Annotated in this window: 24 protein-coding genes and 1 tRNA gene; 8 read left to right on the top strand and 17 right to left on the bottom strand. The window is 69.0% G+C overall.

Features of this window, described 5'->3' with window-relative positions:
• The 6 genes from AX744_RS17085 to serS all read right to left on the bottom strand — a co-directional run.
• The coding region (locus tag AX744_RS17085) for an alpha-amylase family glycosyl hydrolase (RefSeq protein ID WP_269454454.1) at positions 1–207 on the bottom strand (207 nt) is incomplete at its 3' end.
• A gap of 181 nt (positions 208–388) precedes the next feature.
• Positions 389–1,396: a LacI family DNA-binding transcriptional regulator gene (locus AX744_RS17080; RefSeq protein WP_017204694.1), complete on the bottom strand. Its 1,008-nt coding sequence runs from the start codon at positions 1,394–1,396 to the stop codon at positions 389–391.
• A 63-nt stretch (positions 1,397–1,459) separates the two neighbouring features.
• Positions 1,460–2,710 carry an LCP family protein gene (locus tag AX744_RS17075; RefSeq protein ID WP_061018215.1) on the bottom strand — a complete coding sequence of 417 codons (1,251 nt, stop codon included), beginning with the start codon at positions 2,708–2,710 and terminating at the stop codon, positions 1,460–1,462.
• 51 nt (positions 2,711–2,761) lie between these two features.
• Positions 2,762–2,846, bottom strand: a tRNA-Ser gene (locus AX744_RS17070).
• A 42-nt stretch (positions 2,847–2,888) separates the two neighbouring features.
• A complete protein-coding gene (locus AX744_RS17065; protein ID WP_058631522.1) occupies positions 2,889–3,710 on the bottom strand; it encodes an HAD family hydrolase in 822 nt (273 codons plus the stop codon).
• Positions 3,707–5,023 (bottom strand): serine--tRNA ligase, encoded by a 1,317-nt coding sequence (gene serS / locus AX744_RS17060; protein WP_061018213.1) that lies wholly within the window; start codon positions 5,021–5,023, stop codon positions 3,707–3,709. Before serS ends, AX744_RS17065 begins: the two co-directional genes overlap by 4 nt.
• Before the next feature lie 110 nt (positions 5,024–5,133).
• Between serS and AX744_RS17055 the strand changes: the two genes are divergently transcribed.
• A complete protein-coding gene (locus tag AX744_RS17055) occupies positions 5,134–5,514 on the top strand; it encodes a YybH family protein (protein WP_058631524.1) in 381 nt (126 codons plus the stop codon).
• Positions 5,515–5,548: 34 nt separating this feature from the next.
• On the opposite strand, the gene AX744_RS17050 is transcribed toward AX744_RS17055, so the two are convergent.
• Positions 5,549–6,076, bottom strand: a complete 528-nt coding sequence (locus AX744_RS17050; protein WP_058631525.1) for an RNA polymerase sigma factor — start codon at positions 6,074–6,076, stop codon at positions 5,549–5,551.
• A gap of 76 nt (positions 6,077–6,152) precedes the next feature.
• Between AX744_RS17050 and AX744_RS17045 the strand changes: the two genes are divergently transcribed.
• A complete protein-coding gene (locus AX744_RS17045) occupies positions 6,153–7,151 on the top strand; it encodes a diacylglycerol/lipid kinase family protein (RefSeq protein WP_046746732.1) in 999 nt (332 codons plus the stop codon).
• A 19-nt stretch (positions 7,152–7,170) separates the two neighbouring features.
• On the opposite strand, the gene AX744_RS17040 is transcribed toward AX744_RS17045, so the two are convergent.
• The 3 genes from AX744_RS17040 to AX744_RS20865 form a co-directional block, all read right to left on the bottom strand.
• A complete protein-coding gene (locus AX744_RS17040) occupies positions 7,171–7,899 on the bottom strand; it encodes a hypothetical protein (RefSeq protein ID WP_061018218.1) in 729 nt (242 codons plus the stop codon).
• Positions 7,900–7,944: 45 nt separating this feature from the next.
• On the bottom strand, positions 7,945–9,405 hold the full coding sequence (gene cls / locus AX744_RS17035) for a cardiolipin synthase (protein ID WP_046746734.1): 1,461 nt from the start codon (positions 9,403–9,405) through the stop codon (positions 7,945–7,947).
• 87 nt (positions 9,406–9,492) lie between these two features.
• A complete protein-coding gene (locus AX744_RS20865) occupies positions 9,493–9,666 on the bottom strand; it encodes a hypothetical protein (RefSeq protein WP_164734077.1) in 174 nt (57 codons plus the stop codon).
• 112 nt (positions 9,667–9,778) lie between these two features.
• Here AX744_RS20865 and AX744_RS17030 point away from each other — a divergent pair, with 112 nt between their 5' ends.
• Positions 9,779–10,897, top strand: a complete 1,119-nt coding sequence (locus AX744_RS17030; RefSeq protein ID WP_061018211.1) for a DUF4192 family protein — start codon at positions 9,779–9,781, stop codon at positions 10,895–10,897.
• 13 nt (positions 10,898–10,910) lie between these two features.
• Here AX744_RS17030 and lysS read toward each other — a convergent pair whose 3' ends face one another.
• Positions 10,911–12,443, bottom strand: a complete 1,533-nt coding sequence (gene lysS, locus AX744_RS17025) for a lysine--tRNA ligase (RefSeq protein ID WP_058631529.1) — start codon at positions 12,441–12,443, stop codon at positions 10,911–10,913.
• Positions 12,444–12,523: 80 nt separating this feature from the next.
• On the opposite strand from lysS, the gene AX744_RS17020 reads away from it, so the two are divergent.
• Complete coding sequence (locus AX744_RS17020; protein ID WP_061018209.1) at positions 12,524–14,401, top strand: DUF2207 family protein; 1,878 nt, start codon at positions 12,524–12,526, stop codon at positions 14,399–14,401.
• A 45-nt stretch (positions 14,402–14,446) separates the two neighbouring features.
• Here the strand turns inward: AX744_RS17020 and AX744_RS17015 are convergent, their stop codons facing one another.
• Positions 14,447–15,214 (bottom strand): DUF2520 domain-containing protein, encoded by a 768-nt coding sequence (locus AX744_RS17015; protein WP_442922842.1) that lies wholly within the window; start codon positions 15,212–15,214, stop codon positions 14,447–14,449.
• A 236-nt stretch (positions 15,215–15,450) separates the two neighbouring features.
• Between AX744_RS17015 and AX744_RS17010 the strand changes: the two genes are divergently transcribed.
• Positions 15,451–16,062: a TetR/AcrR family transcriptional regulator gene (locus tag AX744_RS17010; RefSeq protein ID WP_061018208.1), complete on the top strand. Its 612-nt coding sequence runs from the start codon at positions 15,451–15,453 to the stop codon at positions 16,060–16,062.
• 20 nt (positions 16,063–16,082) lie between these two features.
• Here the strand turns inward: AX744_RS17010 and AX744_RS17005 are convergent, their stop codons facing one another.
• From AX744_RS17005 to AX744_RS16990, 4 genes are all read right to left on the bottom strand, one after another.
• The gene (locus AX744_RS17005; protein WP_061018217.1) at positions 16,083–17,549 is read right to left on the bottom strand and encodes an FAD-dependent oxidoreductase; all 1,467 of its coding nucleotides are present in this window, start codon (positions 17,547–17,549) and stop codon (positions 16,083–16,085) included.
• Positions 17,550–17,575: 26 nt separating this feature from the next.
• Positions 17,576–19,015, bottom strand: coding sequence for an aldehyde dehydrogenase family protein (locus AX744_RS17000; protein ID WP_058632468.1), 1,440 nt, complete (start codon positions 19,013–19,015; stop codon positions 17,576–17,578).
• Between the two features lie 59 nt (positions 19,016–19,074).
• A complete protein-coding gene (locus AX744_RS16995; protein WP_061018206.1) occupies positions 19,075–20,655 on the bottom strand; it encodes an HNH endonuclease signature motif containing protein in 1,581 nt (526 codons plus the stop codon).
• Positions 20,656–20,832: 177 nt separating this feature from the next.
• Positions 20,833–21,270 carry an Lrp/AsnC family transcriptional regulator gene (locus AX744_RS16990; protein WP_061018204.1) on the bottom strand — a complete coding sequence of 146 codons (438 nt, stop codon included), beginning with the start codon at positions 21,268–21,270 and terminating at the stop codon, positions 20,833–20,835.
• Between the two features lie 150 nt (positions 21,271–21,420).
• Here AX744_RS16990 and AX744_RS16985 point away from each other — a divergent pair, with 150 nt between their 5' ends.
• The 3 genes from AX744_RS16985 to AX744_RS16975 are packed head-to-tail and all read left to right on the top strand — an operon-like array spanning position 21,421 to position 25,015.
• Positions 21,421–22,539: a thiamine pyrophosphate-dependent enzyme gene (locus tag AX744_RS16985; protein ID WP_061018202.1), complete on the top strand. Its 1,119-nt coding sequence runs from the start codon at positions 21,421–21,423 to the stop codon at positions 22,537–22,539.
• Complete coding sequence (locus AX744_RS16980; protein ID WP_058632472.1) at positions 22,536–23,564, top strand: alpha-ketoacid dehydrogenase subunit beta; 1,029 nt, start codon at positions 22,536–22,538, stop codon at positions 23,562–23,564. The genes AX744_RS16985 and AX744_RS16980 overlap by 4 nt, the downstream gene beginning before the upstream one ends.
• Complete coding sequence (locus AX744_RS16975; RefSeq protein WP_061018200.1) at positions 23,561–25,015, top strand: dihydrolipoamide acetyltransferase family protein; 1,455 nt, start codon at positions 23,561–23,563, stop codon at positions 25,013–25,015. The genes AX744_RS16980 and AX744_RS16975 overlap by 4 nt, the downstream gene beginning before the upstream one ends.
• Before the next feature lie 33 nt (positions 25,016–25,048).
• Here AX744_RS16975 and AX744_RS16970 read toward each other — a convergent pair whose 3' ends face one another.
• Positions 25,049–26,323: a sensor domain-containing protein gene (locus tag AX744_RS16970; RefSeq protein ID WP_061018198.1), complete on the bottom strand. Its 1,275-nt coding sequence runs from the start codon at positions 26,321–26,323 to the stop codon at positions 25,049–25,051.
• Positions 26,324–26,546: the final 223 nt, after the last annotated feature.

The following is a 26,546-nucleotide window of genomic DNA, read 5'->3' as shown; positions in this document are numbered from 1 at the left end:
GTCCTGCACGTCGTACCCGCCGTCGGCGAGGGGGCTCAGGTACCACGGGGTGAACCAGAGCGCGTCCACCCCGAGGCTCTTCAAGTACGGGAGCCTCGAGCGGACACCCGCGAGATCGCCGATGCCGTCGCCGTTTCCGTCCGCGAAGCTGCGCACGTACACCTGGTAGATCACGGCCGTCCGCCACCAGCCGTCGCCAGCAGGCATGGTCAGGGTGCCGGCGGGTGCCGTCGTGCGCAGAACGTCAGTGTCCACGGAACTCCTCGTCGTCGGTGGCGATGAGTCGAATGTAGCTTTCTCAATCACTTAACGCAAGAACTAAACGAGTTGCCGCAAATTTGCGATGATTTGCGGGCACGACAATCAGCGCCCCTTCGGGTGCCCGTGGTCAGAGGGGCAGGGGCCCCGTCGAGGCGCGCAGCACCAGTTCGGGCTCGAACAGGAGCTCGTCGCTCGGCTGAGCCGTGCCGGCGATCTGCGCGAGCAGGAGGGCGATCACAGCTCGCCCCATCGACTCGATCGGCTGCCGAACCGTGGTCAGCGGCGGCTCGGTGCAGCTCATCAGCGCGGAGTCGTCGAATCCGACGATGCTCACGTCACCCGGCACCGACAGCCCGGCACGCCGCGCCGCGCGCACCGCCCCGAGCGCCATCGGGTCGCTCGCGCACACGATCGCCGTCGCACCGGCGGCGAACAGTCGTGAAGCCCCCGCCTGGCCGGACTCGAGCGAGTACATGCCGCGCACGACGAGTTCGTCCGCCAGCGGTGCGCCGAGCGATTCGAGCAGACGTCGCGCCGATTCGAGCTTGCGGCGGGACGGGATGTGATCCTCCGGCCCCAGCAGCAGGCCGATCTTCCGATGCCCGAGCTGATGCACGTGCAGCACCGCCTGTTCCGCGGCGGCGGCGTCGTCGGTCGACACCGTGGCGAACGGCAGCTCCGGCACGCGGGCGTTGACGAGCACGGTCGGGAGGTTCACTTGACGCAGGCGCTCGTAGTGCTGATGCGCGGCGTCGGCCTGCGTGTAGTTCCCCCCGAGGAAGATGACGCCGGACACCTGCTGCGCGAGGAGCAGGTCGACGTAGTCCGACTCCGTCACACCTCCGGCATTCTGCGTGCAGAGCAGCGGCGTGTACCCGTTCTGGGTGAGCGCACCGCCGACGATCTCGGCGAATGCGGGGAAGATCGGATTCTGCAGCTCGGGCAGCACCAGGCCCACGAGGCGGGCGCGTTCTCCGCGCAGCTTCGTCGGCCGCTCGTAGCCGAGGACGTCGAGGGCGGTGAGGACCGCCTGGCGCGTGGCGTCCGAGACCCCCGGCTTCTCGTTGAGCACGCGACTGACCGTCGCCTCACTCACTCCGACCTTGCGGGCCACCTCGGCGAGTCGCTTCGACATGCAGCCAGTGTACGCAAGTCCTTGCAAGAAGGCGCAAGCGGTTTGCGCTCCCTCGCGGAGTCGTCAGCGGACGTTGCCGTTGGAGCAGGTCTGCTGCGCGGCGGAGTTGCCCTTGATCGAATCGGGAAGCGCCACGACGTTGTCGGGGGTCGCTGCGGGGTCCGGAGTCGCCGCTGTGTCCGTGGGCTGTTCGCCGGCTGTGGTCGGCTCCTGCACGATCACACCGTCGTTGCGGTTGTTCTCGTGCGTGATCTGCAGCTGCGCGTTCTCGGCGAGCGCATCCCAGAGAGCAGCGGCTGCGGTGTAGTTGGGGACGACCTTGTTGGGGTTCGCCGAGTCCGCGCCGTTGGGGTACTGCACGAAGACGATGTCCTCGAACGGCACGGACTTGACCGCGAGCGCGATCTGCACGAGCGTCATCGGATTCGTGAGCGACTCACTCGGCTCGAGGTTCTGGATCGCGGTGTTCGCGAGCTTGAGCATCACCGGGACGTTGCCGAGCACCTCGCCGCTGATCATCTTGCGGGCCAGGCTCGACATGTACTGCTGCTGGTTGCCGATGCGGCCGAGGTCGCTGCCGTCGCCGACCCCGTGACGGGTGCGCAGGAACTGGAGCGCCTGCAGCCCCTCCACCGTGTGCGTGCCCGCGGCCATGTCGAGTCCGGTGTAGCGGTCCTTGATCGGGTTGGCGAGGCAGACGTCCACGCCTCCGATGGCGTTCGTGATCTCGATCACGCCGCCGAAGGTGACGCCAGCCGCGAACTGGATCTCCTGATCGGTCAGCTCGGAGATGGTCTTCACGACGCAGTTCAGGCCGCCGTCCGTGTACGCCGTGTTCAGCGGCTGCTTGCTCATCGCAGAGGTGGCGTTGCCGTTCTTGTCCGTGCAGGACGGGATCGGGACCATCAGGTCTCGGGGGAAGCTGACCACCGTGATGCGGCGCGGCTCCTGCGAGACGTGGACGAGCAGGTTCACGTCGTTGAGCGTTCCCTCGGCGTCCGCTCCGGTGCACCGTTCGCCGAACAGGTCCTTGTACTTCTCCTCGCAGGTGTCCACCCCGGTGAGCACCATGTTGAAGCCGCCCTCGTACTCGCCGATGTCCGGCGGGATGGGGTCCTGGCCCTCGATCTCGACAGCATTCGCCGAGACCGTGCTCGTGAGGTCGTAGAAGACGTAGGCGCCGACGCCGAGGCCGCTCACCAGGACCACGGCGAGGCCGATGGCGATGAACTTCAGGAGTTGGCCGACGGTACCGGGAGTACCCAGCTGACCATGGCGCGCGATCGTGTGCCGGCGTCGGGGGTTCTGGCTCACTCGGGACCTTTCGGATTCAGCGCCGGTGCGGGGGACACCGTGCTCACAATGCGGAGGGTGTGGGATTCGAACCCACGAGACATCTCTGCCCACTGGTTTTCAAGACCAGCTCCATCGGCCGCTCGGACAACCCTCCCGGCAGGCACTTCTGCCGACCAGGCGTGAGTCTAGCCGAGTTCTATTCTCCGGCGCTGACCTGGGCGGGGGCTGGAAGCGTGTCGAGCGCTCGCGCCAGGCCACCGTCGACGACATCTGCGGTGACCTCGCCGGCTGCCTCCTTCACCACGTCCGGAGCCTGGCCCATCGCCACCGCCCGACCACCGAGCGAGCGCGCCCAGCCGAACATCCCGATGTCGTTGCGCCCGTCCCCGGCGACGAGGATGCGCCCCCCGCCGAGCCCGAGCTCGGTACGCACCTGCTCCAGCGCCGTGCCCTTGTCCACGCCCTGCGGTGCGATGTCCAGCCACGCCGTCCAGCCGATCGCGTACGACACCTCGTTCAGACCGGCGTCAGCGACCAGACGGTGGAAGTCCTCTTCGTCGTGACCGGGAGAGACGACGACGATGCGCGAGACGGGAAGGGCTCCGAGCTCGTCGAAGTCGACCTGTCGACCGCCGTCGAGCGTCCAGTCGTCGAGCTGCTCCGTGAACAGCCGCTGCCCCGAAGCCAGTTCCACCATGTACCTGGCGTCGGGCAGCCGCTCTCGCAGCAGACCGAGAACCGGGGTGGGGTCGAACGTCTCCACGTTCCAACGCTCCCAGTCATCGCCCGATCGCCGCATCGTCACGGCCCCGTTGGAGCAGACGACGAAGTCAGCGGTCAGTCCGAGTTCTTCGACGTACCGCCGCGTCGCCATCCAGCTTCGTCCGGTCGCGATCGTGACGACATGTCCGCCGTCGCGCAGGCGGGCGATCGCCTCCGGAACACCGGGGCTCATCGTCTCGTCCTGCAGCAGGATGGTCCCGTCGACGTCGAGGCCGACCAGCCAGGCGTCCGTCATCGTGCGGCCCGCCCCTCAGCGAGCGGCTCGATCACCTCGAGGCCGCCGAGATACGGGCGCAGCACCTCGGGGACGCGCACGGATCCATCCGCCTGCTGATGGGTCTCGAGCAGCGCCACGATCCAGCGCGTCGTGGCGAGCGTGCCGTTCAGCGTGGCGACGTGCTGCGTCTTCGCCGCGCCCTGCGCCGCACCATCCGCGGTCTCCACCACCGGCCGGTACCGCACATCGAGACGTCGGGCCTGGAACGTCGTGCAGTTCGAGGTCGACGTCAGCTCGCGGAAGGCACCCTGCGTGGGGACCCAGGCCTCGATGTCGTACTTGCGGGCGGCGCTCGAACCGAGATCTCCCGCTGCGACGTCGATCACGCGGTAGGCGAGGCCGAGGGAGGTCAGCATCTCCTCCTGCAGCGCGACGAGGCGCAGGTGCTCGGCCTCCGCGTCCTCGGCCGTCGTGTAGACGAACATCTCGAGCTTGTTGAACTGGTGCACACGGATGATGCCTCGGGTGTCCTTGCCGTGCGAGCCCGCCTCACGCCGGTAGCACGTCGACCAGCCGGCGTACCGGAGGGCACCGTCCGTCAAGTCGACGATCTCGTCCTTGTGGTACCCGGCGAGCGCGACCTCGCTGGTGCCGACGAGGTACAGATCGTCGTCCTTGTCGAGGTGATAGACCTCGTCGGCGTGCTCGCCGAGGAAGCCCGTCCCCTGCATGATCTCGGGGCGCACGAGCGTCGGGGTGATCAGGGGCACGAAGCCGTTCTGCAGCGCCTTGTCGAGCGCGAGGTTCATCAGCGCGATCTCGAGACGTGCTCCGATGCCGCGCAGGAAGTAGAAGCGGGCGCCGGAGACCTTGGCACCGCGTTCCATGTCGATCGCGCCGAGGAGCTCGCCCAGCTCGAGGTGGTCCTTCGGCTCGAAGTCGAAAGCGGGCACGTCTCCCACACGCCGCAGCTCGACGAAGTCGGCTTCGCCACCGGCCGGCACACCGTCGATGACGACGTTCTCGATCCGGGCGAGGGCTGCGGCCGCTGCCTCAGCCGCCTCGTTCGCGGCGTGCTGGGCCTGCTTCACTCGCTCGGCGAGGTCCTTGGCCTGCGCGACCAGGGCGGCCTTCTCCTCCTTCGGGGCTTTCGCGACCAGCTTCCCGAAGGCGTTCTGCTCTGCTCGCAGCTCCTCGAATGCGGAGAGCGCCGACCGGCGCGATCGATCGGCCTCGAGTGCGACGTCGACGGTGCTCTGGTCGTTTCCACGAGCAGTCTGCGAGCGGCGGACGATCTCCGGATTGTCGCGGAGGAGTGCGAGGTCGATCATCCACCAAGTCTACGGTGATCGTCACACCCTCTCGGATGTCACACTCTCGGCGCAGCATCGTCTTCCTCTGCAACGGCCGGCATTCCGCCGACCCTCGGAAAGGAACACCCATGAGCACTCGCGTCACCGCCCTCGATCAGCTGAACCTGGCGTTCGCCGACCGCTTCAACGCCCGTGACCTCGACGGATTGATGGCATTGAACACCCCGGAGGTGGTCTTCGTCCCCGCGCCGGGGACACCGGTCACCGGCACGGAAGCCGTGAGGGGCGCGCTCGAGCAGTTCCTCGGCCTGAACCTGCCGATCTCGATGACGGTCCGTCACGTCTTCGAGAGCGCGGGCACCGGCCTCGCGGTCGCCGACTGGACGATCTCGGGCGTCGCACCCGACGGGTCGGAGGTCTCCCTCGCCGGGACGACCGCCGACGTCGCGGTGTACGACGATGCGCACGGCTGGCGCTACGCGATCGACAACCCGTTCGGGACCGCCTGAGATGACGTGAGGGAGACCTGCAGGAGAGTCTCCCTCACGCCACCCCCATGCCTGTGCCGCGGCAGGCCTTCAGCGCCTTGCGTGCCCGCGAGATGCGCTGCCGGGCGGCGGCGGGTTCGATTCCGAGTCGCGTCGCCACCTCCTCCGCCGAGAGCCCGTCGGCTACCGTCAACAGCAGTGGTTCCCGAAGCGTGGGTGGGAGCGCATGCACAGCCGCCATTGCTCCGTCGAGCAGGACTCGCGCCTCGACGACGGACTCGACGCTGACGTGCTCGTCCGCCGCCTCTTCCAGCGTCGCGGCGGGGCGACGGGAGCGCTGTCTGGCGAGGTCGACGGCGACGTTCCTGGCGATCACGTCGAGCCAGGCGCACATGCGCCCTGGCTGCGGGGTGTCGAGGTGAGAGATCGACCTCCAGGCGCGCAGCAGCGCGTTCTGCGCCGCGTCGTCGGCGTCGTCGACGGGAACCCCGAGCGAGATGCTCCGTCGCCGCAGACGATCGGGGTCGCCTTCGATCATCGCGGAGAGCACGGTGCGAGCGGTGTCGTCGGAGTCATCGCGCATGTCTCCATTCTCCTCGCGCAGGGAAGGCCCGGCGCCGGATGGGCGACCCGAGTGGATCGCGGTTTAGAGTAGCGCCATGACCACGAGCGAACCCGTCCGGCGACAGGCGGCGCTCATCTACAACCCGATCAAGGTCGACGGCAAGCACCTCCGGGGCCGAGTGCGCGATCTCTCCCGGGAGGCCGGTTGGGAGCATCCCGCGTTCTATCCCACGACCGTCGAGGACGCCGGCCAGCTCGCCACGGCGCAGGCGCTGGAGCGCGGGGTGGACGTCGTGCTGGTCGCGGGAGGCGACGGCACGGTGCGCGCCGTGTCGGAGGCGATCGCGAACAGCGGGGTGCCGTTGGCGATCCTGCCCAGCGGCACCGGGAATCTGCTCGCGCGCAATCTCGGGCTCCCGCTGGGCGACCCGACCGAGATGATCCAGGCGGCGCTCGGCGACTTCCGACACCCGATCGACATCGGCTGGGCGCGGCTGACTCGACAGGACGGTGAGGAGGCGCAGCATGCGTTCGTCGTCCTCGCCGGAATGGGTCTCGACGCCGACATGATCGCGAACACCCGCTCCGATCTGAAGAAATCCGTCGGGTGGATCGCGTACGTCGACGGCGCCGCCCGCTCCCTGCCTCGCGCGAAGCCGTTCCGCGCGGTCTACCAGATCGACGACGGACGCCTGCATACCCATCGCGCCTACAGCCTGCTGTTCGCGAACTGCGGCACGCTCCCTGCCGGGATATCCCTGATCCCCGAGGCATCGATCACCGACGCCGCCCTCGACGTGGCGGTCATCCAGCCGACCGGCATGCTCGGCTGGTTCGCCGTCTGGCGGAAGATCTGGTGGGACAACTCCGTGCTGCGACGCTTCCGCGCGGGACGCCGAGTCCTCGAACGGCGCGGGAAGAACGCCTCCGTCCACTACTTCCACGGGGCCGCGGCCGAGGCTGCAGCGCCCGACCCGATCCCGATCGAGCTCGACGGCGACGAATTCGGGGAAGCCGTGCGCATCACCTGCTGGGCAGACCCGGGGGCGCTTCTGCTGGCGCTGCCGACGGGCCACCCCGTGCACATCCTCTGAAGGCCCGCGGGCTTCGGATTCAGCGCACCTCGACCGTGCCTTCGAGGCCTCCGCCGACGAGGGTCAGGGTGAAGGGCGCGTCGTCATCGACCGCGTCGTCCCCGAAGGAGAGCAGCGTGGCGCGCGGAGCCATGTCCATCGTGCAGGCCTTGGTCTCATCCGTCACGAACGTCGCCGTGCCACTGTTCCCCGACCCCTCGAGGGATTCGATCACCGGCGGGCAGGACGACGATCCCCAGGTGAGCAGCACCAGAGCGCCGTCGCCGGACCAGCCGGCAGACGGCAGGTACTCGGTCGACGTGCCGGGCGTGCCCGTCGCGGCGGGGTCGCCGTCGAGGTCGACGTCGTCGGTGATGTCGCCGTAGGTGACCTCGAGGGTGATGTCGGCTGTCGGATCCACGCCCTGCGGAAGCGCGCCGATGCTGGCCCGCGGAGCGAGGTCCTTCGTGCACGGCCGTGGCGACTCGCCCTCGGCGTCGACGAGAGTGACCGTGACGGTCTGTCCCTCGGCGCTCACCTGGTCCACCTGGGGGACGCACGTGGAGGAGCCCACCGTGACGACGGCGAACATGCGTCCGTCGTCGAGCAGCGCACCCTCGATGTCGTTCCGGTCGTCGACGCCGCCCGCGCTCGGCGCAGGGGAACTCGTCGGCGTCTCCGAACCGGGGCTCGCGGTGCAGCCGGCGACGAGGAGCGCCGCGGCGACGAGACCGACGACAGGGGCGAGAGGACGCAGCGCGGAGGTCATGCTCACAGGGTAGCCCTCGCGGACTCGCGACGGATAGCGCGACGACTACTGCAGCGCGGAGGTGAGGCGGGCGAGGTTGTCGAGCACGGTCGAGCGCAGCGGCTGCTGCATCCACTCCTCCAGCGTCAGCTCACGGCTGAGGGAGCGGTACTTGTCCTCGACCTCCCGCATCTCGGCGACGAACTCCTCGCCGCGCACCAGCATCGAGACCTCGAGGTTCAGACCGAAGGAGCGCATGTCCATGTTGCTCGACCCGACCACCGCGACCTCCTCGTCGATCGTGAGCGTCTTGGTGTGCAGGATGTAGGGCTTGCGATACATCCAGATGCGCACTCCCGCCTTGAGCAGAACCTCGTAGTAGCTGCGCTGGGCGTGATAGACCATCGCCTGGTCGCCCTCTTCCGAGACGAACAGCTCGACGTGCACGCCACGGTCGACGGCGGCCGTGACCGCGAGGAGCAGGGCTTCGTCGGGGACGAAGTAAGGGCTGACGATCATGATCTTCTTCTTCGCCGCGTAGAGCAGTGCGAGGAAGAGACGGAGGTTGTTCTCGACTTCGAACCCCGGGCCGGAGGGCACGACCTGGCAGTCGAGATCCCCGGAGCCGATGTTCGCGTGGGCGATGTCGATGCCCTCGAGCACCGTGTCGGTCTCGCTGTACCAGTCGGCGACGAAGATCGCGTTCACGCTCAACACCACGGGACCGTCGAGACGGACCATCAGGTCGACCCAGTGCAGTCCTCGCTTGATGTTCTTCTTCAGGTTGTAGGTCGAATCGGTGATGTTCTGCGACCCGAGGAATGCGATGTTGCCGTCGACGACGAGGAGCTTCCGGTGGTTGCGCAGATCGGGGCGCTGCATCTTGCCCTTGAGCGGCTGCACCGGGAGCATCAGGTGCCAGTCCGCCCCCATCGCGTTGAGTCGCGCGATGGTCTGCTTGTAGCGGGGCTTTCCGCGGTTCGCCCAGTGATCGAGCAGCACGCGGACCTCCACCCCTCGCGCGCAGACCTCTTCGAGGGCGCGGAAGAAGTTGTCGGTCGAGTCGTCCGACTGCAGGATGTAGAACTCGACGTGCACGTACTCCTGCGCGGTGCGGATGGCCTCGGCCATCTCATCGAGCGACTCCTGGTAGTCGGAGATGAGGTGGGCGCCGTTGTCGCCGGAGAGCGGGAGAGCGCCGAGCTTCTGGTTCATCTGCACGATCGGGCCGAACCACGCAGGGGCGTTCGGGCGCAGGGTCCCGAAGTGCAGGTGCTCGCTGGTCTCCGCGATGTACTCGTTGATCTGATCCTGCTTGCGTCGACGCGCCCGCGGGAGGCGGGGGTTGCCGATCATGAGGAACAGGAAGACGCCGACGAAAGGGATGAAGAAGACGGCGAGCAGCCACGCCATCGCGGCGGTGGGGCGGCGGTTGCGGGGGATGACGATGATCGCAGTGACGCGGATGACGATGTCGAGCATCAGCAGGAAGGCGGCGATCCACCATGCCCAGCTATCCGCCGTCATCGTGCCCCCTCGCCACCGCAGTGACCGTCACAGCTCACGCGCATCTGAGCAGATGCACTGGCTTCACAGTAGCCGATGGGGTGGGAATCAGCCGCGTGGCGGGAGGCCCCGCGCTGCGCGCTCCTCGGCTTCGATCTGCGCGTGCACCTTGCGTTCGGTGCGGTCGAAACGGAGGATGCCTCGGACCACGAGGAAGAACACGACGCTCACTCCGACGGTCGGCAGAAGCGACCATGCCGCGGCGAGCCAGAAGTTGTCCATCCCTCCATGGTACGCGAGCCACTGTTCGTGCACACTCCGGCACTCACAGGATCTGCGTCCACAAGCCCCCTTTTCCCCTCCCGTCCGCCCCGCCGACGTGCACACTCTCGAGATGACCACAGTTCTCCGCGCCACCGATTCCGCCGCATTCCTCGGCATCGTCCCCTCTCTCGCCGGCTTCACGCCCCGTCGGAGCATCGTCCTCCTCCCGTTCCGCGGCTCGCGCACCGACGGTGCCATGCGTCTGGACCTCCCCGAGGAGAGCACCGATGTCGGTCGCTATGCCGACAACGCGGTCGGGCTCGTGGCACGGGTCTCCGGAACGGATGCGGTGGCCGTCGTCGTCTACACCGATCAGGATGCGCACCCGACGCGCGACGGCCTGGTGCTCCCGCACGCGGTGGTGATCGACGAGGTGCTCGGCTGCGCGGAGGATGCGGGTCTGCGAGTCGTCGACGCTTTGTGCGTGACGCCGTCCGGCTGGTCGAGTTACCTCGAGGAGGAACCGGAGCTCGGGTCTCTCGCGCAGATCCGCATTCCGTCCGACCTGCCGCCGATGGAAGACGTGTCCGGAGATCAGAACGTCGGCACGGAGCTGCCGACCGTCGATCTGGCGGAGAAGGAGCGGGTCGGGCGAGCATCCGCCGACCTCGACGCGCTCCTCGATCGGCGCGGGCGCGCTCCGCGAAGCGCCAGGGAGAACCCTCAGCTCATCGCCGCACTCGTCCTGCTCGACGACGTGCCCGCGTTCCTCGAGTCGGTGCTGGCTGCACCCGACGGGCTTCCGCCCTTCGCGACAGCCGCGCTGCTGTGGTGTCTGGAGAAGCCGCTGCTGCGCGACGTGGCGATCGCGCAATGGGCGACCGACCTCGCGGGAGGCATCCGCACGCTCGACGCCCAGACCGCCTTCGCCGAGTCCGGGATCATGGTTCCCGACGAAGTGGGCGACGTGTTCCTCGGACGCGGACCGACGCCCGACACCGAACGCCTGCGGTGCGCCCTCTCGGTCGCGCGCGAGGCAGCCGCCCGTGCACCCCGGCACTCGCGACCCGCCCCGCTCACCGTGGCCGCGTGGCTGTCCTGGGCGCTGGGGCGCGCCAGTCACGCGGGCCGCTACCTCGAGATGGTGCGCGAGATCGACCCTCGGTACTCGCTCGCCGCACTGTTGGAGACCATGATCGGCGGGGCCATGCTGCCGGAATGGGCGTTCCGGCGCGGCCCGATGGGATGAACGACTCCGTGGACTACTTCACCAGAGGGAAGAGGATGGTCTCCCGGATGCCCAGACCCGTGATGGCCATCAGCAGTCGGTCGATCCCCATGCCCATCCCGCCGGACGGCGGCATGCCGTGCTCGAGGGCGCGAAGGAACTCTTCATCCACGGGCATGGCCTCGACATCGCCGCGTGCTGCGAGCTTGGCCTGCTCGACGAAGCGCTCCCGCTGGATCACGGGATCGACGAGCTCGGAGTATCCCGTCGCCAGTTCGAAGCCGCGGATGTACAGGTCCCACTTCTCCACGACGCCCGCGATCGAACGATGCTCGCGCACGAGGGGCGACGTGTCGACGGGGAAGTCCATCACGAACGTGGGGCGGACGAGGTCGCCCTTCACGAAGTGCTCCCACAACTCCTCGACGAGCTTGCCGTGGGTGGCCTGCGGTGGCAGATCCACATCGTTGGCCTCCGCGAAGGCGATGAGGTCCTCGACGGAGTCCTGCGGGGTGATGACACGACCCGAAGCGGCCGAGAGCGACTCGTACATCGAGATGCGGTCCCACTCACCGCCGAGCTCGTACTCGGTGCCGTCGGCCCAGGTCACCGTGGTGGAGCCGGCGACCGCGATCGCCGCGTTCTGCACGAGCTCCTGCGTGAGCGCGGCCATCTGGTTGTAGTCGCCGTACGCCTGATAGGCCTCGAGCATCGCGAACTCGGGGCTGTGCGTCGAGTCAGCACCCTCGTTGCGGAAGTTGCGGTTGATCTCGTAGACGCGCTCGATGCCACCGACGACCGCGCGCTTGAGGTACAGCTCCGGCGCGATGCGCAGGTACAGCTCGGTGTCGAACGCGTTCGAGTGCGTGATGAACGGGCGGGCAGAGGCTCCTCCATGCTGCACCTGCAGCATGGGCGTCTCCACCTCGAGGTAGTCGTGGCTCGTGAACGTCGAACGCAGGCTCGCGTTCACGGCGGCCCGAGCACGGACGGTGTTGCGCGCCTGCTCCCGCACGATCAGGTCGAGGTAGCGGCTGCGCACCCGGCCCTCTTCGCTGAGCTCGGAGTACGCGTTGGGCAGCGGGAGGATCGCCTTCGCAGCGATCGTCCAGTCGTCGGCCATGATCGACAGCTCGCCGCGACGGCTCGAGATGACTTCACCGTGCACGAAGACGTGGTCACCGAGGTCGACGTACTCCTTCCAGTCCGCGAGGGATTCCTCGCCGACGTTCGCGAGCGAGATCATGGCCTGGATACGCGACCCGTCGCCGGCCTGCAGGGTGGCGAAGCAGAGCTTGCCGGTGTTGCGGCTGAACACCACTCGGCCGGCGACCCCGACGACGACGCCGGTCTCGGCACCCGCTTCGAGGTCGCCGTACTCGGCGCGCAGTGCGGGGATCGAGTGAGTGACGGGCACTCCGACGGGGAATGCCCCTCCCCCCGCGTTCGACCGCTTCTCGATCAGACGCTCGCGCTTGGCGAGCCGCACGGCCTTCTGCTCGTGGACGTCCTCGTCGGTGGAGGGGTCGGTCGATGCCGATTCGGGCGCGGGCGACGCGTCAGTCATGTGGGGGGCTCCTTGGAAGTCCCTCCCAGTTTACCGAGGCGGCGTGACGCCATCGGTCGCGTGCTGGGTAGCCTCGGAGAATGGCCCACACACGGATCCTCCGCGCGTTCGCTGCACTCCCCCTCGCCCTCGTGGCGGCCTTCACCCCGGCTGCGGCGTTCGCGACGTCAGCCGAGCACGCCGCTCACGCCGCAGCCGGTCCGATCCGCGCCGCCACGACCGATGTCGACGACTTCTCCTACAGTTCCTGGGACGCGGCGTACGAGGTCGGGCTCGATGACGACGGCCGCGCGCGGATGCGTGTGACGGAGACGCTCGTGGCGAGTTTCCCCGACGCCGACCAGAATCACGGCATCGTCCGGGGGCTCGCGACCTCGTACGAAGGGGCCAGCACGGAGACGACGGTACTGTCCGTGACCGACGGGAACGGCGCGGAGGTGCCCTACGAGACGGACGAGGAGGACGGTCTCCTCTACGTGCTCACGGGCAACGACGACGACTTCGTCCGGGGTCTCACCACGTACGTGATCGAGTACGAGATGCGCGATGTGATCCTGGCGACGAAGCCCTCTGCGGGGTCGTCGGCTCCTCCCGCGGACGAGTTTTACTGGGACCTGCTGCCGCTCGACAGCACGCAGTCCATCGATCGCTTCCGTGCTGACGTCACGCTCGACTCCTCCTTGAGCGCTGCGCTCAACGGGGCCACGCGCTGCTACACCGGTCCCTCCGGATCGAAGGACGAGTGCGAGCTGGACGGTCCGATCGCGGACGGGCGCGATGTGACGTTCCGCGTCGAATCGGGAGCCCGTCCTGCCGGCGACGGGGTGACCGTCGCCATCGGCTTCGACGCCGGTACGGTCACCCAGCCTCTCGCCCGTACCCCCGACCCCGTGGCGGACGTCACCCCGATCGTCGCCGCCGTCGGCGCGCTCGGGCTCTCGGTCGGCAGCTGGGTGGCCGTCTCGGCCTTCACCCGGAGACGCCGAAGGGCGACCGGAATCGTGGTCGCCCAGTACGACGTGCCGGATTCGCTGCCTCCCCTGCTGGCCGCCGCCGTGGTGCCCGGTGCCAAGGACGTGATCCCCTCGGAGATCGTGCACCTGGCCGTCCGCGGCACGCTGCGCATCGAGGAGGGGGCGGAGGAGGAGGAGCCCCGGTTGCGTCGGCTCCCCGGAACGCGACTTCCCGACCAGCTCGACGTCGAGGCCCTGGATGCCCTCTTCACCGACGCGGACGGCGAGGGTGTGGTCGACCTACCCACCGCCGATGAGACGTTCGCCGCGCGGATGACCGCCCTGGAGCAACGCGGGACGATCGAGGCGCAGAACCGCGGGCTCACCGAGAAGACGCGCAGTCGGGCGGCCGTGATCCTGCAGTGGTGTGCGATCGGCATCGCGGTCATCGGTCTGGCGTTCGGGATCTGGAGCGCGGCCAGCGGGCGGCTCTCCGCGATCCCGGCGCTCGTGGTGATCTCCTTCGGCGCTTTCCTGGTGCTGCTCTCCAGCATCTACGGCTTCTCGAAGCACACGGTGCTCACGGCCGAAGGCGCCCGCACCTACGAGTACCTGCGCGGCGTCGAGGAGTTCATCCGCGTCGCGGACGCCGACCGCCTGCGCATGCTGCAGTCCTACAGCGGGGCCGAACGTCGAGCAGACGGCACCGCCGACGTCATCCACATCTACGAGCGCCTCCTCCCCTACGCCATCCTCTTCGGCATGGAAGACGAATGGGGCGAGGTGCTTGAGAAGGCGTACACGCGTGCACAGCACGGCGCCACCTGGATCGGCGACCCGACCTCGTTCGTGCTGCGCGCGCAGCTCGCCTCGTTCGTGGCCTCGTCGCACTCGGCGGCGACCTACTCGGCGCCGTCGACGGGGTCCTCGTCCAGCGCGGGCGGGTCCTTCGGCGGCGGATTCTCCGGTGGCGGAGGCGGCGGGGGCTTCTCGGGCGGACGATGACACGGCGGCTTCCCGCACCCTGCGCTGAGACGCGGCGGGAACCGCTCAGATCAACGGCGGAACGTCGGAGGCTTCGCGCAATGCTCTCTCGACGGTCGACTGCACGAGCGCCGAGAGATAGCCTCCGGGGTTCTCCACACCGATCTGCCGCAGTCGCTCGGTCGACTGACCGATGATCGACCGCGAGAACTCCGTGGCCGTCGCGATGGCATCCGCATAGGCGGGACGATCCGCTTCCGCGATCACCACGGGCTCGCATCCCATCTCCACGGCGAGCGCCTGGGCGATCGGCAGCACGGCGGCCGGCGCTGTCACCGCGGCGAACCCGGCCTGGAGCTGGCGGAGGTCGATCGACGTCCCCGTGAAGGTGATCGCCGGATGCACGGCGAGAGGGATCGCGCCGCGCTCGGCCGCAGGACGCAGCACCTCGATGCCGTAGGCGGGGTCGGTGTGCAGCACGAGCTGACCGATCTGCCAGCCGCCCACCTCCGCGATGCCGGCGACCAGAGAGGGCAGTTGCTCCGAGGGGACCGCGATGATCACGAGCTCGGCTCGACGCACGACCTCCAGCGCTTCGAGCACCGGCACATCCGGGAGCACGGCGGAGGCTCGCTCGTCGTCGGAGCCGCCCGTGATGCCGATCACGGCGTGGCCTGCACCACCGAGGTCTCCAGCTTCAGCCCCTCCTCCTCGAAGAAGCCCTGCTCCTGTCCCCGTATCAGCGCCCCGTCGGAGACGAGGCCGATGGTCGCGACCTTGAGCGTCGTCAGCTCGCCGTCGCCGCCGGAGGAGGACGCGGGGGCGGAGGTGCAGGCTGCGAGCGCGAGCGTCCCGGCCACCACGAGGGCGCCGGAGGCGCGACGTGCGAGTCTTGTGACGTTCATGAGAACTCCTCTTCGAGTTAGTCACCGGTTGGTGATTTTAAAGATCGTAGTCGCGCTTAGTACTTTGTTGATTACGATCGGGTTACATTAGTCACCGTTTGGTGACTAAAAACAGCAAGTGGAGAATCGTGGATGTGAGAGTGCAGGACCGGAGAGGGGGGCGCGATGCCCAAGATCGTCGACCATGAGGAACGCAGGACCCACATCGCCGATGCGGCGACACAGGTGATCATCCGCGTCGGTTTCGACAACCTCACGATGCGCGAGATCGCCACGGAGGCCGGCTACGCGCATGGCGCGATCGCCCGGTACTTCCCCGACAAGAGGAGCGTCCTCACGGCGGCGTTCCTCCGTCTCTACTCGCTCGCCAACGACCGCATCCACGCCCGCATCGAGGGCGTCCGAGGACTCGAGGCTCTGGAGCGGATGTGCAGGGAGATCCTCCCCTACAGCCCGAACGGCCCGCTGTACGCCAAGGTGGTCATCGCGTTCTGGGATCATGCGTCGCAGGACGACGAGGTCACCAGGATCCACCGCGTGAACAACCTGCACTGGCGGGACCTGTTCCGCCAGTGTCTGATCGAGGCCAGGGACGACGACGAGCTCGCCGACGGCATCGACATCGAGACCGCGGTGCACGAGATCGCGTCGCGCAATGCGGGGTGGCAGATGATCTCGGTGCTGATGCCGGACTCGGCGGGCGACGGGCGGCTGAATGACGGCCTGGACGCGCTGCTGTCGACGCTCCGTCGCCCCTCCGTCCCGCCCGCCCGCTGATCGCATCCGTCGTCCTGCCTTCAGCCTGCGAGGATGAACCGCGCGCCGCGTTCGCCGATCATGGCCGCAGGCGCGTTGGTGTTGCCGGTGGGCACGGTCGGCATGACGGAGGCGTCGACCACACGCAGCCCGTCGATCCCGCGTACCCGGAGCTGCGGATCGACCACGGACTCCTGGTCGCTGCCCATGCGGCAGGTGCCGACCTGGTGGTGGTAGGTGATGGCCGTGCGGCGCACCCAGTCCTCCACATCGTCGTCCGTCACGTCCGGCCCGGGGTACACCTCCACCGCTCCCCACTCCTCGGCGAGCGCAGGCTGTGCGCCGATGCGGCGGCACTGGCGCACGGAGGCGGCGAGGGCGTCGGCATCGCGCTGATCCTCCAGTGCCGCCAGGTCGATGTGCGGCAGGTCGTCGAGGCCGGGACCGGTGAGGCGCAGCTCGCCGCGGCTGTACGGCGTCACCAGGCCCGCCATGAGCGTGAACCCGTCGTCGCCCCGCGGTTCCAGGTCGCCCCACATCGGCACGGAGAAGTGGATGGGCTGCGTGTCCGGCTGCGTGAGGCCGTCGCGGCTGCGCCAGAACAGGTGGCTCTGCGTGACGGACACCCCCGACTGCGGCGGGCCGATGGGCTTCTTCTCGGTCGCGAAGATCACCGGGGAGAGGAGGTGGTCGTGCAGGTTCTTGCCCACAGCGGAGGCGTCGTGCACGACGGGGATGCCGAGCGCACTCAGCTCGTCGGCGGGACCGATGCCCGAGCGCAGCAGGATGACGGGCGTGCCGAGCGCTCCCGCCGACAGGACGATCTCGTCCGCGAACACTTCCTCGGTCTCATCGCCCTCCCCCAGCCGGATGCCGACCGCGCGCCCGTCGCGCACGATCACGGAGTGGACGGCGCGACCGGTGAGGATCGTCATCCGGTCGGCGACGGGCTGCGCGTAGGCCGTCCAGGTGTTGACCCGACGGCCGTCCTTGATCGTGACCTGCTCCTGTGAGACACCGTCGAGCGTGCCCCCGTTGTAGTTCGGGTTGCGCGGCAGCCCCTCCTCGACGGCGGCGTCGATGATCGAAGCCTGGATGGGCGAGAGCGCATAATCGTCGGTCACGGGCAGCAGGTCGTTCTCGATCGCGTCGTAGATCGGCTCGACCTCGGCCCAGCCCCATCCCGTCGCGCCGGCGGCCTCCCACGCGTCGTAGTCGGAGGCCGCGCCGCGCACCCAGATCATGGCGTTCAGCGCGTGCGAGCCGCCGGTGACCTTGCCGCGAGGGAGATGCAGACGTCGACCGGCCGCGTGCGGCTGCGGCACGGTGAAGAAGTCCCAGTCCTCGGCGGAGTGCCAGAGCTCCCCCGCCCGCGACGGGTCGTGGATGGCCGGGTTCGTGTCGTAGCCGCCGGCCTCGACGAGCGTGACGGCGACCCCGGCGTCGGCGAGACGCCGGGCGACGATGGCGCCCGAGGTGCCGGCCCCGACGACGATGGCGGAGCGCACCGCGCCGCTGTTCGCCGCGGTCACGCTCAGGCCTTCCGGCCCGGTCCGGAGACGACCTGGGTGACGGCGACGGACTTGAGTCCCTCGACGCCGAACTCCAGCCCGTAGCCCGAGCTCTTCACACCGCCGAACGGCACCATGGGGTGCAGCCCACCGTGCGAGTTGATCCACACCGTGCCGGACTGCATGCGCGCAGCGACGGCGCGGGCCTCCTCCGGGTCGCTGGCCCACACCGAGGCGCCAAGGCCCACGTCGAGGGCGTTCGCGAGCGCGAAGGCCTCGTCGACGTCGCTGTAGCGGATGACGGGGAGTGCGGGACCGAACTGCTCCTCCTGCACCAGCGCCGCATCGTTGTCGATGTCGGCGACGATGGTAGGCCGGTAGAACAGCTCGCCGAGGTCGGATGCCGGCTCGCCGCCGGTGACGATCCGGGCACCGCGGCTCTTCGCATCGTCGACCAGGCGGCTGACGATGTCGAACTGCGGCCGGTTCTGCAGCGGTCCGAGCACGTTGCCCTCGTCGAGTCCGTTGCCCATCGGCACCTGCTCGGCGATCGCGGCGAGTGCGTCCACGACCTCGTCGTAGACGGAGTCGTGCACGTAGAGGCGCTTCATGGCTGCGCAGGTCTGTCCGGTGTTGATGAACGCCCCCCAGAAGAGGTCTTCGGCGATGGCCGACGCGTCCGTACCGGGAAGAACGATGCCCGCGTCGTTGCCGCCCAGCTCCAGCGTGAGGCGGGCGAGGTTGCCTGCGGAGCTCTCGATGATGCGGCGACCGGTCGCTGTCGAGCCGGTGAACATGATCTTGGCGATGTCGGGGTGTGACGCGAGGCGAGCGCCCACCTCACGGTCTCCGGAGACGCCGAGCAGCACATTCTCCGGCAGCACCTCGTTCATCACCGCGATCATCGCGAGCACGCTCAGCGGGGTGTACTCGCTGGGCTTCGCGACGACCGTGTTGCCCATCCGCAGCGACGGCCCGATCTGCCAGATCGTGATCATGAGCGGCCAGTTCCACGGCCCGATGGCTCCGACGACACCAGCCGCCTTGTAGACGAGCTCGGCGTGCAGCGTCTCGTCGTCGACGAGCACCTGCGACTCGAGCACGGTGCTGGCATTGGTGCGCAGCCATGCCGAGCAGGCACCGAGCTCGAACCGCGCGTTCGGGCCGTTGAGCGGCTTCCCCTGCTCGCGCGACAGGAGGTAGGCCAGACCCTCGGCGTTCGCATCGATCGCGTCGGCCGCGGCCAGGAGCAGTTCGCTCCGTTTCTCGTGACCGAGCGCCTCCCACGCGGGCTGCGCAGCCTTCGCACGGGCGATCGCGTCGTCGAGGTCGTCCACGGCGGCGACGGGTGCACGGCCGATGACCTCGCGGGTCGCAGCATCGGGGATCTCACGGCCCTCGCCTTCCGGCGCCTGGATGCGGTCGAGCAGCGCGGCGGCTGCGGAAGCTGCGGAATCGGACATCGGTGTCTCTCCTTCGAGCGTGGCGCTGACCGATGGCGGAGTGGCCGCCGGCCTTCCTCTCATTCTCGGATGCCCCTTCCCGCCGCACTTGTCGCGGAGCGCGCCGAAGATGTCCTCGCGCGAACGATGCGCCCGCTGGCAGGTGCGCGGCGAGCAGGCCTCCCGCGATCGGCTCGAGTCCCCGTCGCCGGTCGCGGCGTGCGCCATCGCCGCACCGGGTCCCACCAGGCCGGCCCTCGCACCTGCGGCGCTCCCCCACGCATGCGGATCTGCCAACCTGAGGTGTCCAACGTGCGGTGATGGTGCCAGCAGAGCGCCACCCCGTTGTCGGTGTGGGTGGGACCCCCACGGGCGTACTCCGTGACGTGGTGGATCTCGCACCAGGCGGCCGGGACGTGGCACCCGGGAATGAGGCATTCGCGGTCCCGCACGCAGATCGCGCGGCGCTGCGCCGGGGTGAAGATCCGGTCGCTCGACCCGAGCCCGACGATCCTTCCTCCGGCCCCGTAGACGACCCGCTGGATCGAACCGCCGCACGCCGTGTGCGCGGCGACGCGGGTCGAGACAGGCGTGTCGACCCCGTCGACCCGCGCCCAGCCCCGCCCCGTGGCGTAATCCTCGGCACCGACCGTGACCACGAGAGTCGGGGCAGCACCGCCCAGCCGCGGCATCTCGTCGTGTCGGGCCGCGATGCCCAGGGCCGCCGCGAGTGCATCGTGCTGCTTCTGTGCCCGCGTGCGCGCGTCGATCATCCCGCCAGGGTCCCCGGACGGAAGCACATCGTCATCCGGCGACACCGGGGCATGCGGACTCCCGGCGTCGGAATCCTCGAGCTCCGCGGACGGTACGAAGTGGACACCGGGAAGCGGCGGACCGTCGACCCTCGGGTTCAGATACGCGTCCCAGATCCGCTGCAGCTGCCCCGCGACCTCCGGCAACAGCGCGCCGCGGACCGGGATGACGCCGTCCTTGGCGCGCCCCAACACCACACCCCGCGCTCGCAACGCGATGTCCTCAGCCGGCTCCGCCCCGTCCGGGTCCAGGTACTGCACGATCAGCTGAGCTTGCACCCGCAGATCCTCGGGCGTCGGTGCCGGACCGGGCTCGTTCTCGGCACCGTCGTCGCTCTCCGCGCCACGAGCGACTCCCGCCAGGTACGCGTCCGCCTCCCACCGGTCGGCGACGCGCACGCGCGGACCGGCCTGCTCGATCGGCCCCGTCGCAGCCAGCAACCCGGTCACGCCGATCGCCCCGTCGAGGAGGGCCTCGCGCAGCGCCGGCCACCGCGCCGGCAGCCACTCTCCGGAGGAGAGGTCGACATCGCGTCGCACCAAGCGCGCGCCCTTCACAAGGCGCGCGGCACCCGCCGCGTCGGTGCGGAGCACACGCTGCAGCAACTCGTTCATCGAGCGGCAGCCGTACCGTCCGCAGAACGCCGGCTCCCCCGACCTGTCAGGACGCTGATCGACGCTCGCCACCGCCTCGACGACCACGGCCTCCGCGCGTCGCTGGATCTCGCCCACGACCCGCAGCAGGTCCATCATCTCTCCTGCATCGAGAGCGCCCATGGCGCCGGACTGGAGCACGGCGTCGAGAGCGACGACCGTGTCGTCGAGAACCGCTGCCGGGGTGCTTTCCATACGACGATTCAATAGAGGGCCACCGACAATTCGAGGCACGATTACCCCTGTTCAGGGCGATATTCCAGTACGCTCGAGACACTCCTCCTTCACACCAAGAGACCCGCGATCAGCCCTCCACACCACCCCAGCATCCGCACCGAAAACCTCCGCCGCACCCCGGTCGCAGGAGAACCCTCACACCAGGTCGGAGTCCTCGAAGATCAGGATCGTCCGTGTGGAGCGGATCGACGGGATCGCCTGGATGTCCTCCAGCACGATGCGACGGAGGTCGCGGGCGTCGTTGGCCCGCACGAGCAGCAGCACGTCGAAGTCGCCTCCGACCAGAGCCATGTGCTCGATCTCGGGGATCACCCTGAGCCGCGCGCTCACCTCCTGCCACGTGGCCTGCTCGATCGCGAGCGTCACATAGGCGCTCGCGAGGTGTCCGAGTAGTACGGGGTCGGTGCGCACCGTGTACCCCGTGATCACCCCGGCGTCGGTGAGTCGCTTGATCCGCGCGTGCGCTCCGGCGCGGGAGATGTGCACCGACTCGGCGATCGCGGTCATCGACGCGCGAGCATCCCGCCGCAGCTCAGCGAGGATCGCGCGATCCGTGTCGTCGAGCGCCGCCATGGCACCCCTCTCTCCTCCGGGAAATACTGACACTTCGGAGGCCATTCTGACACGGCGAGCGCAATCGTCCATGATTGCGCAGCGGTTCTTGGATGACTGTCGCATGCGCGGCATGCTGTCCTCATCGAGTTCGGCAAGGAAGGCGGACGGATGCACCCCCATGACATGCTCCCGCGAGACACCGCGGTACGACTGATCGACGAGGACGGGACCACCCTCCCCGACGAGGCATACGCGCTCCCCGCCGCCGACGTCCTGCTCGCCGCTTACCGCGGGCTCGTCGAAGGCAGACGCATCAACGACCAGGCGGGCGCGCTCGTCCGCCAGGGCCGCCTCGCGGTCTACCCCTCGTCACATGGTCAGGAGGCATGCCAGGTGGCAGCGGCGATGGTGCTCGGTGACACCGACTGGCTCTTCCCCACGTACCGCGACTCGGTCGCGGTGATCGCCCGCGGCATCGCTCCCGCTGAGGCGATGGTGCTCCTCAAGGGCGACTGGCACTCGGGCTACGACGTGCGCGCGCACCGCGTCGCCCCACAGGCCACCCCGCTCGCGACCCAGCTCCTGCACGCAGTCGGCTTCGCGCAGGCGGCGAAGCACCGCGGTGAGGACACCGTCGTGCTCGCGCTCTGCGGCGACGGCGCCACGAGCGAGGGCGACTTCCACGAGGCGATGAACTTCGCCGCCGTGTTCCATGTCCCGGTCGTGTTCTTCGTGCAGAACAACGAGTTCGCCATCTCGGTGCCCCTCACCCGGCAGACCGCTGCCCCCTCTCTGGCACACAAGGCGGTCGGCTACGGCATGCCGGGGCAGCGCGTCGACGGCAACGACGTGGCCGCGGTCCTCGCGGTGCTCACGGAAGCCGTCGACCGCGCCCGCGCCGGCGGCGGCCCCTCCCTGGTCGAGGCGCACACCTATCGCATGCAGGCGCACACCAACGCCGACGACGACACCCGCTACCGCGAGCGCGAGGAAGTGCAGGCCTGGCTCGCCCGCGACCCGCTCCTGCGCCTGCGCGCGCATCTCACTGCGACAGGGGCGCTCGACGCCGCTGCCGAGGAGCGCTTCGCCTCGGGTGCCGAGGAGATCGCGGCGGCGATGAGGGCAGCGCTGAACACCGACGCAGACCTCGATCCCGAAGACCTGTTCCGCTTCGTGACCGCGACCCGCTCCCCTCAGCTCGACGAGCAGTGGCACCTGCTGCGCGACGAGATCGAACGCTCGCGTCTCGCCGACGCCGAGCACGCCACGACCGGAGGCCACCGATGACGATCGCACAGGACGACACGCGCATCGAGAGCGGAGCCACCACGACGACCACGATGACCATGGCCGCCGCCTTGAACAGGGCACTGGCCGACGCCATCGAGTCGGATCCGGACGTGGTGGTCTTCGGCGAAGACGTGGGAGCCCTCGGTGGCGTCTTCCGCATCACGGATGGACTCACCGCACGCTTCGGTGAGGACCGCTGCTTCGACACCCCGCTCGCGGAGTCCGGGATCGTCGGCACCGCGGTGGGGATGGCGATGAACGGGCTGCGCCCCGTGATCGAGATGCAGTTCGACGCCTTCGCCCTCCCCGCGTTCGAACAGGTCGTGAGCCATGTCGCCAAGCTCGGCAACCGCACGCGCGGTGGCATGCGCATGCCCCTGGTGATCCGCATCCCGTTCGGGGGCGGCATCGGGGGCGTCGAGCACCACTGCGACTCGTCCGAGGCCTACTACGCCCACACCCCCGGCCTCACGGTCGTCAGCCCGGCCACTCCGCAGGACGCGTACTCCCTGCTGCGTGCGGCCATCGCCTCGCCCGACCCGGTGATCTTCCTCGAACCCAAGAAGCTGTACTGGAGCAAGGGCGAGGTCGACACCTCAGTCACCACGGAGCTCGGTTCGGCGCGTATCGCCCGCGACGGCACGGATGTGACGCTCCTCGCGTACGGCTCGTCCGTGCCGCTCGCACTGGAGGTCGCCGAGGTGGCCGCTGCGGAGGGGCGGAGCGTGCAGGTCGTCGACGTCCGCTCCCTCTCGCCGTTCGACGACGCCACCGTGACGGCCGCCGTGAAGTCGACAGGCCGTGCCGTGGTCATCGCGGAGGCGCCGGGCTACGTGAGCGTCGCCTCCGAGATCCAGGCACGCGTGTTCGAGCGCTGCTTCGAATACCTGGCGGCGCCCGTGCGACGGGTGACCGGATTCGACACGCCCTACGCACCTCCGAAGCTCGAGCACTGGTACCTGCCGGACGTCGACCGCGTGCTCGATGCGATCGACACCCTGCACTGGGAGGACGAATCATGAGCACTCCGGTGAAGCCGCAGACGGGCACGCGGGTGTTCCGACTGCCCGACCTCGGCGAGGGGCTGACCGAGGCCGGACTCGTGCAGTGGCTCGTCGCGGTCGGCGACACCATCGTGACGGACCAGCCGATCGCCGAGGTCGAGACCGCGAAGAGCATCGTGGAGCTGCCGTCGCCGTTCGCCGGAGTCATCACGGCTCTGCACGGCACCGCCGGGGACACGATCGACGTCGGCGCCCCCGTGCTCGAGGTGGCGGACTCCCCGTCTTCCCCGTCCTCCGCGGCGACTCCCGAATCACCGGCGACTCCCGCTCCACCCACCCAGCCCGAGCACGAGGCGTACCGCGAGGAGGAACGCGCGGGCTCAGGGAACGTCCTCATCGGCTACGGCACCACCGCTCGTGCGACCAAGGGACGGCGGCGCCCCCCGGTCGCATCGACGACGATTCACCCCGCATCGACGACGATCCACTCCGCATCGGGGACGCTTGCGGGCACTTCGCCCGCTGGATCGTCCGAGCGGCGCCCCGTCGCCGTCCGCTCCCCGCTCGTGCGTCGTCTCGCGCGAGACCTCGGTCTCGACGTCCACTCGATCACAGCGACCGGCGCCGATGGTGCCATCACCCGCGCCGACGTGCTGCGTGCCGCGGTGAACGGCGCGGTCGACGCAGTGGCCGACGGCGCCTCCGCACACGACAGCGGCCGGACGACGCCAGGAACAGGCGTGGGCCCCGAAGCAGGCGAGACGGTCGACGGTCTCGAGGTGCGCGCGCGCGAGCGGATGTCGCCGCTGCGCAAGGCTGTCAGCGCGAAGCTCTCCCGCAGCCGGTCCGAGATCCCCGAGGCCACGGTCTGGGTGGATGTCGACGCCACCGAGCTGTGGGATCTGCGTGCGCGGATGGCTCCGGAGGGAGGCAAGGCGCCGTCGGTGACCGCACTGCTCGCCCGCTTCGTCCTGCTCGCCCTCGAGGAGTACCCCGTGCTGGCCTCGCGCCTCAGCGAGAACGGGGACGAGATCCTCTCCTTCGACGGAGTGAACCTCGGCATCGCCGCCGACACCGAACGAGGGCTCCTGGTCCCGGTCGTCTCCCGCGCCCATGCCCTCTCCGTGACCCAGCTCGACTCGGCGCTGCGCGAACTCACCACCACGGCCCGCTCCGGCGCGATGCCACCGGAGCGGCTGCGGGGATCGACCTTCACGCTCAACAATTACGGAGGCCTGGGCGTTGACGGTTCGGCCGCGATCATCAACCATCCCGACGTGGCCATCCTCGGGATCGGCCGGATCATCGAGCGCCCGTGGGTCGTGGACGGAGCGATCGTCGCCCGCCGCATCGTGCAGATCTCGCTGGTGTTCGACCATCGGGTATGCGACGGAGGCTACGCCGCGGGCTTCCTGCGCCGGGTGACCGAACTCATCGAGCATCCGTTGCGGGCATTCGGGAGGGTGTAGGCGCTGCGCGCTCGGTTGAGCCACGCCTCCGGGTCAGCCGAACACGAGCGGACGCTTCGTGGCGTCCTCCACCGTGATGCCGATGATCGTGGCGCCCGGCTCCTCGACATCGCGATCGGCATGGAACCGCAGCAATCGACCATCGCGCGACGCCATGTCGTACCAATGCTCCTCGGAGGAGACGACCGAGACCGTCGTGCCCTGCGGGTACGCCGCGACCGCGTCCGCGACCGGAGCCCCCACGCGAAGTCCGTCGATCGCCGGGAGGTCCGCGCCGACCTGAGTCGTCCCGGAGACGGAGCGGGCGTCGCCGACGGTGACGGATGCGACGGCGGCGCCGTCTTCGGTCGCCTGGACGAGCATCGAGCTCGTGCCCGCGTCGTTCACGAGCTTCGAGGGGTCTCCCGGGAAGGGCGGGGGGATCACCTGCGCCGCTCGCGCCGCAGAGATCGCCTCGTCGACGGGGTCTCCGAGACGGATCGGCCCGACACCGCCGGCCGTGATCATCCAGTCACCCCAGGGGGCCGAGGCATTCTCAGCAGGTTCCGGTTGCTCCGTCGGGGGGTTCGCGGTGAGCTTGTCCATCAACGCGGCGCGAGCTTGTTCCGCTCGCTCCTGGAGCTTCTCCGCGACGGCTTCGGCATCCGGCCGGGCCTCTCCGTCGAGCGACTGCGATACCTGCACGAGAACGTTCCCGACCGTGGCGTAGGCACTGAACGTCGACCATCCCCCCTCGATCTCCGGCAGCGTCAACGTGCCGGCCAGTGCGCGCACGTTGTCCGAGGCCGCGGGAGTGACGGATTCGAACGAGGCAGGGCCGTTGTAGTCGAAGCTCGCGCACTGTGCCGCCGCGTCGACGAGCTGGTCCAGTCGCGCCTGTGCATGCGCTTCATCGGCGAACTGGAGAGCAAGCATCCGCCCGAAGCGATAGTCCGAGTCGGCCGTCGTCGTCCACGACACGTTGCGCGACCCGACGCTCCACAACGATTGCTCGGCGAACAGCGCGCCGCAGACCTCCGGGACGATCGCCGGGCCGCCGCCATCGGAGATCTGCTCGAGAACGGAGGACGGCTCACCGATGTCGGTCGAGCCGGGAAGGAGCGAACCGATCTCGTCGGCGGTGAACAGGAATCCTTCCAGTTCCTCACCGACGAAGATCGCGGGCCCCGTATAGGGCTCCGGTGGCGACGTCGTCTCCGGAGCAGCGGTCGGCTCGGGATCGGCCCCCGGCGCGCAGCCGGAGAGCACGAGAAGTGCGGCGACCGCTATTCCTCCGACGTGGATGCGAGCGATTCCAGAACGCGCCATGCGAACCCTCCGATGTGTCATACAGCGCCGATCCGGCGCCCCCTGCGTTGATCGTAGGGTTCCCGGACTCGATGGCGCGAGAAGGGCGACCGTGTCGAGATCAGACCGAGACCGATCGCATGCCCTCGAACGCATACGTTCCACGCGACCCCGATGCGGTACGCTCGGCAATTACTGACCGATCATTCGGTTAGGAAAGTCCCGAGCACCGCCACAGTGCTCT

The sequence above is a fragment of the Microbacterium sp. CCH5-D1 genome, assembly GCF_001557335.1.
GTDB lineage: Bacteria > Actinomycetota > Actinomycetes > Actinomycetales > Microbacteriaceae > Microbacterium > Microbacterium oxydans.
The sequence above is the reverse complement of the archived record's forward strand: the minus strand, read 5'-3'. Positions and strand labels throughout refer to the sequence as shown.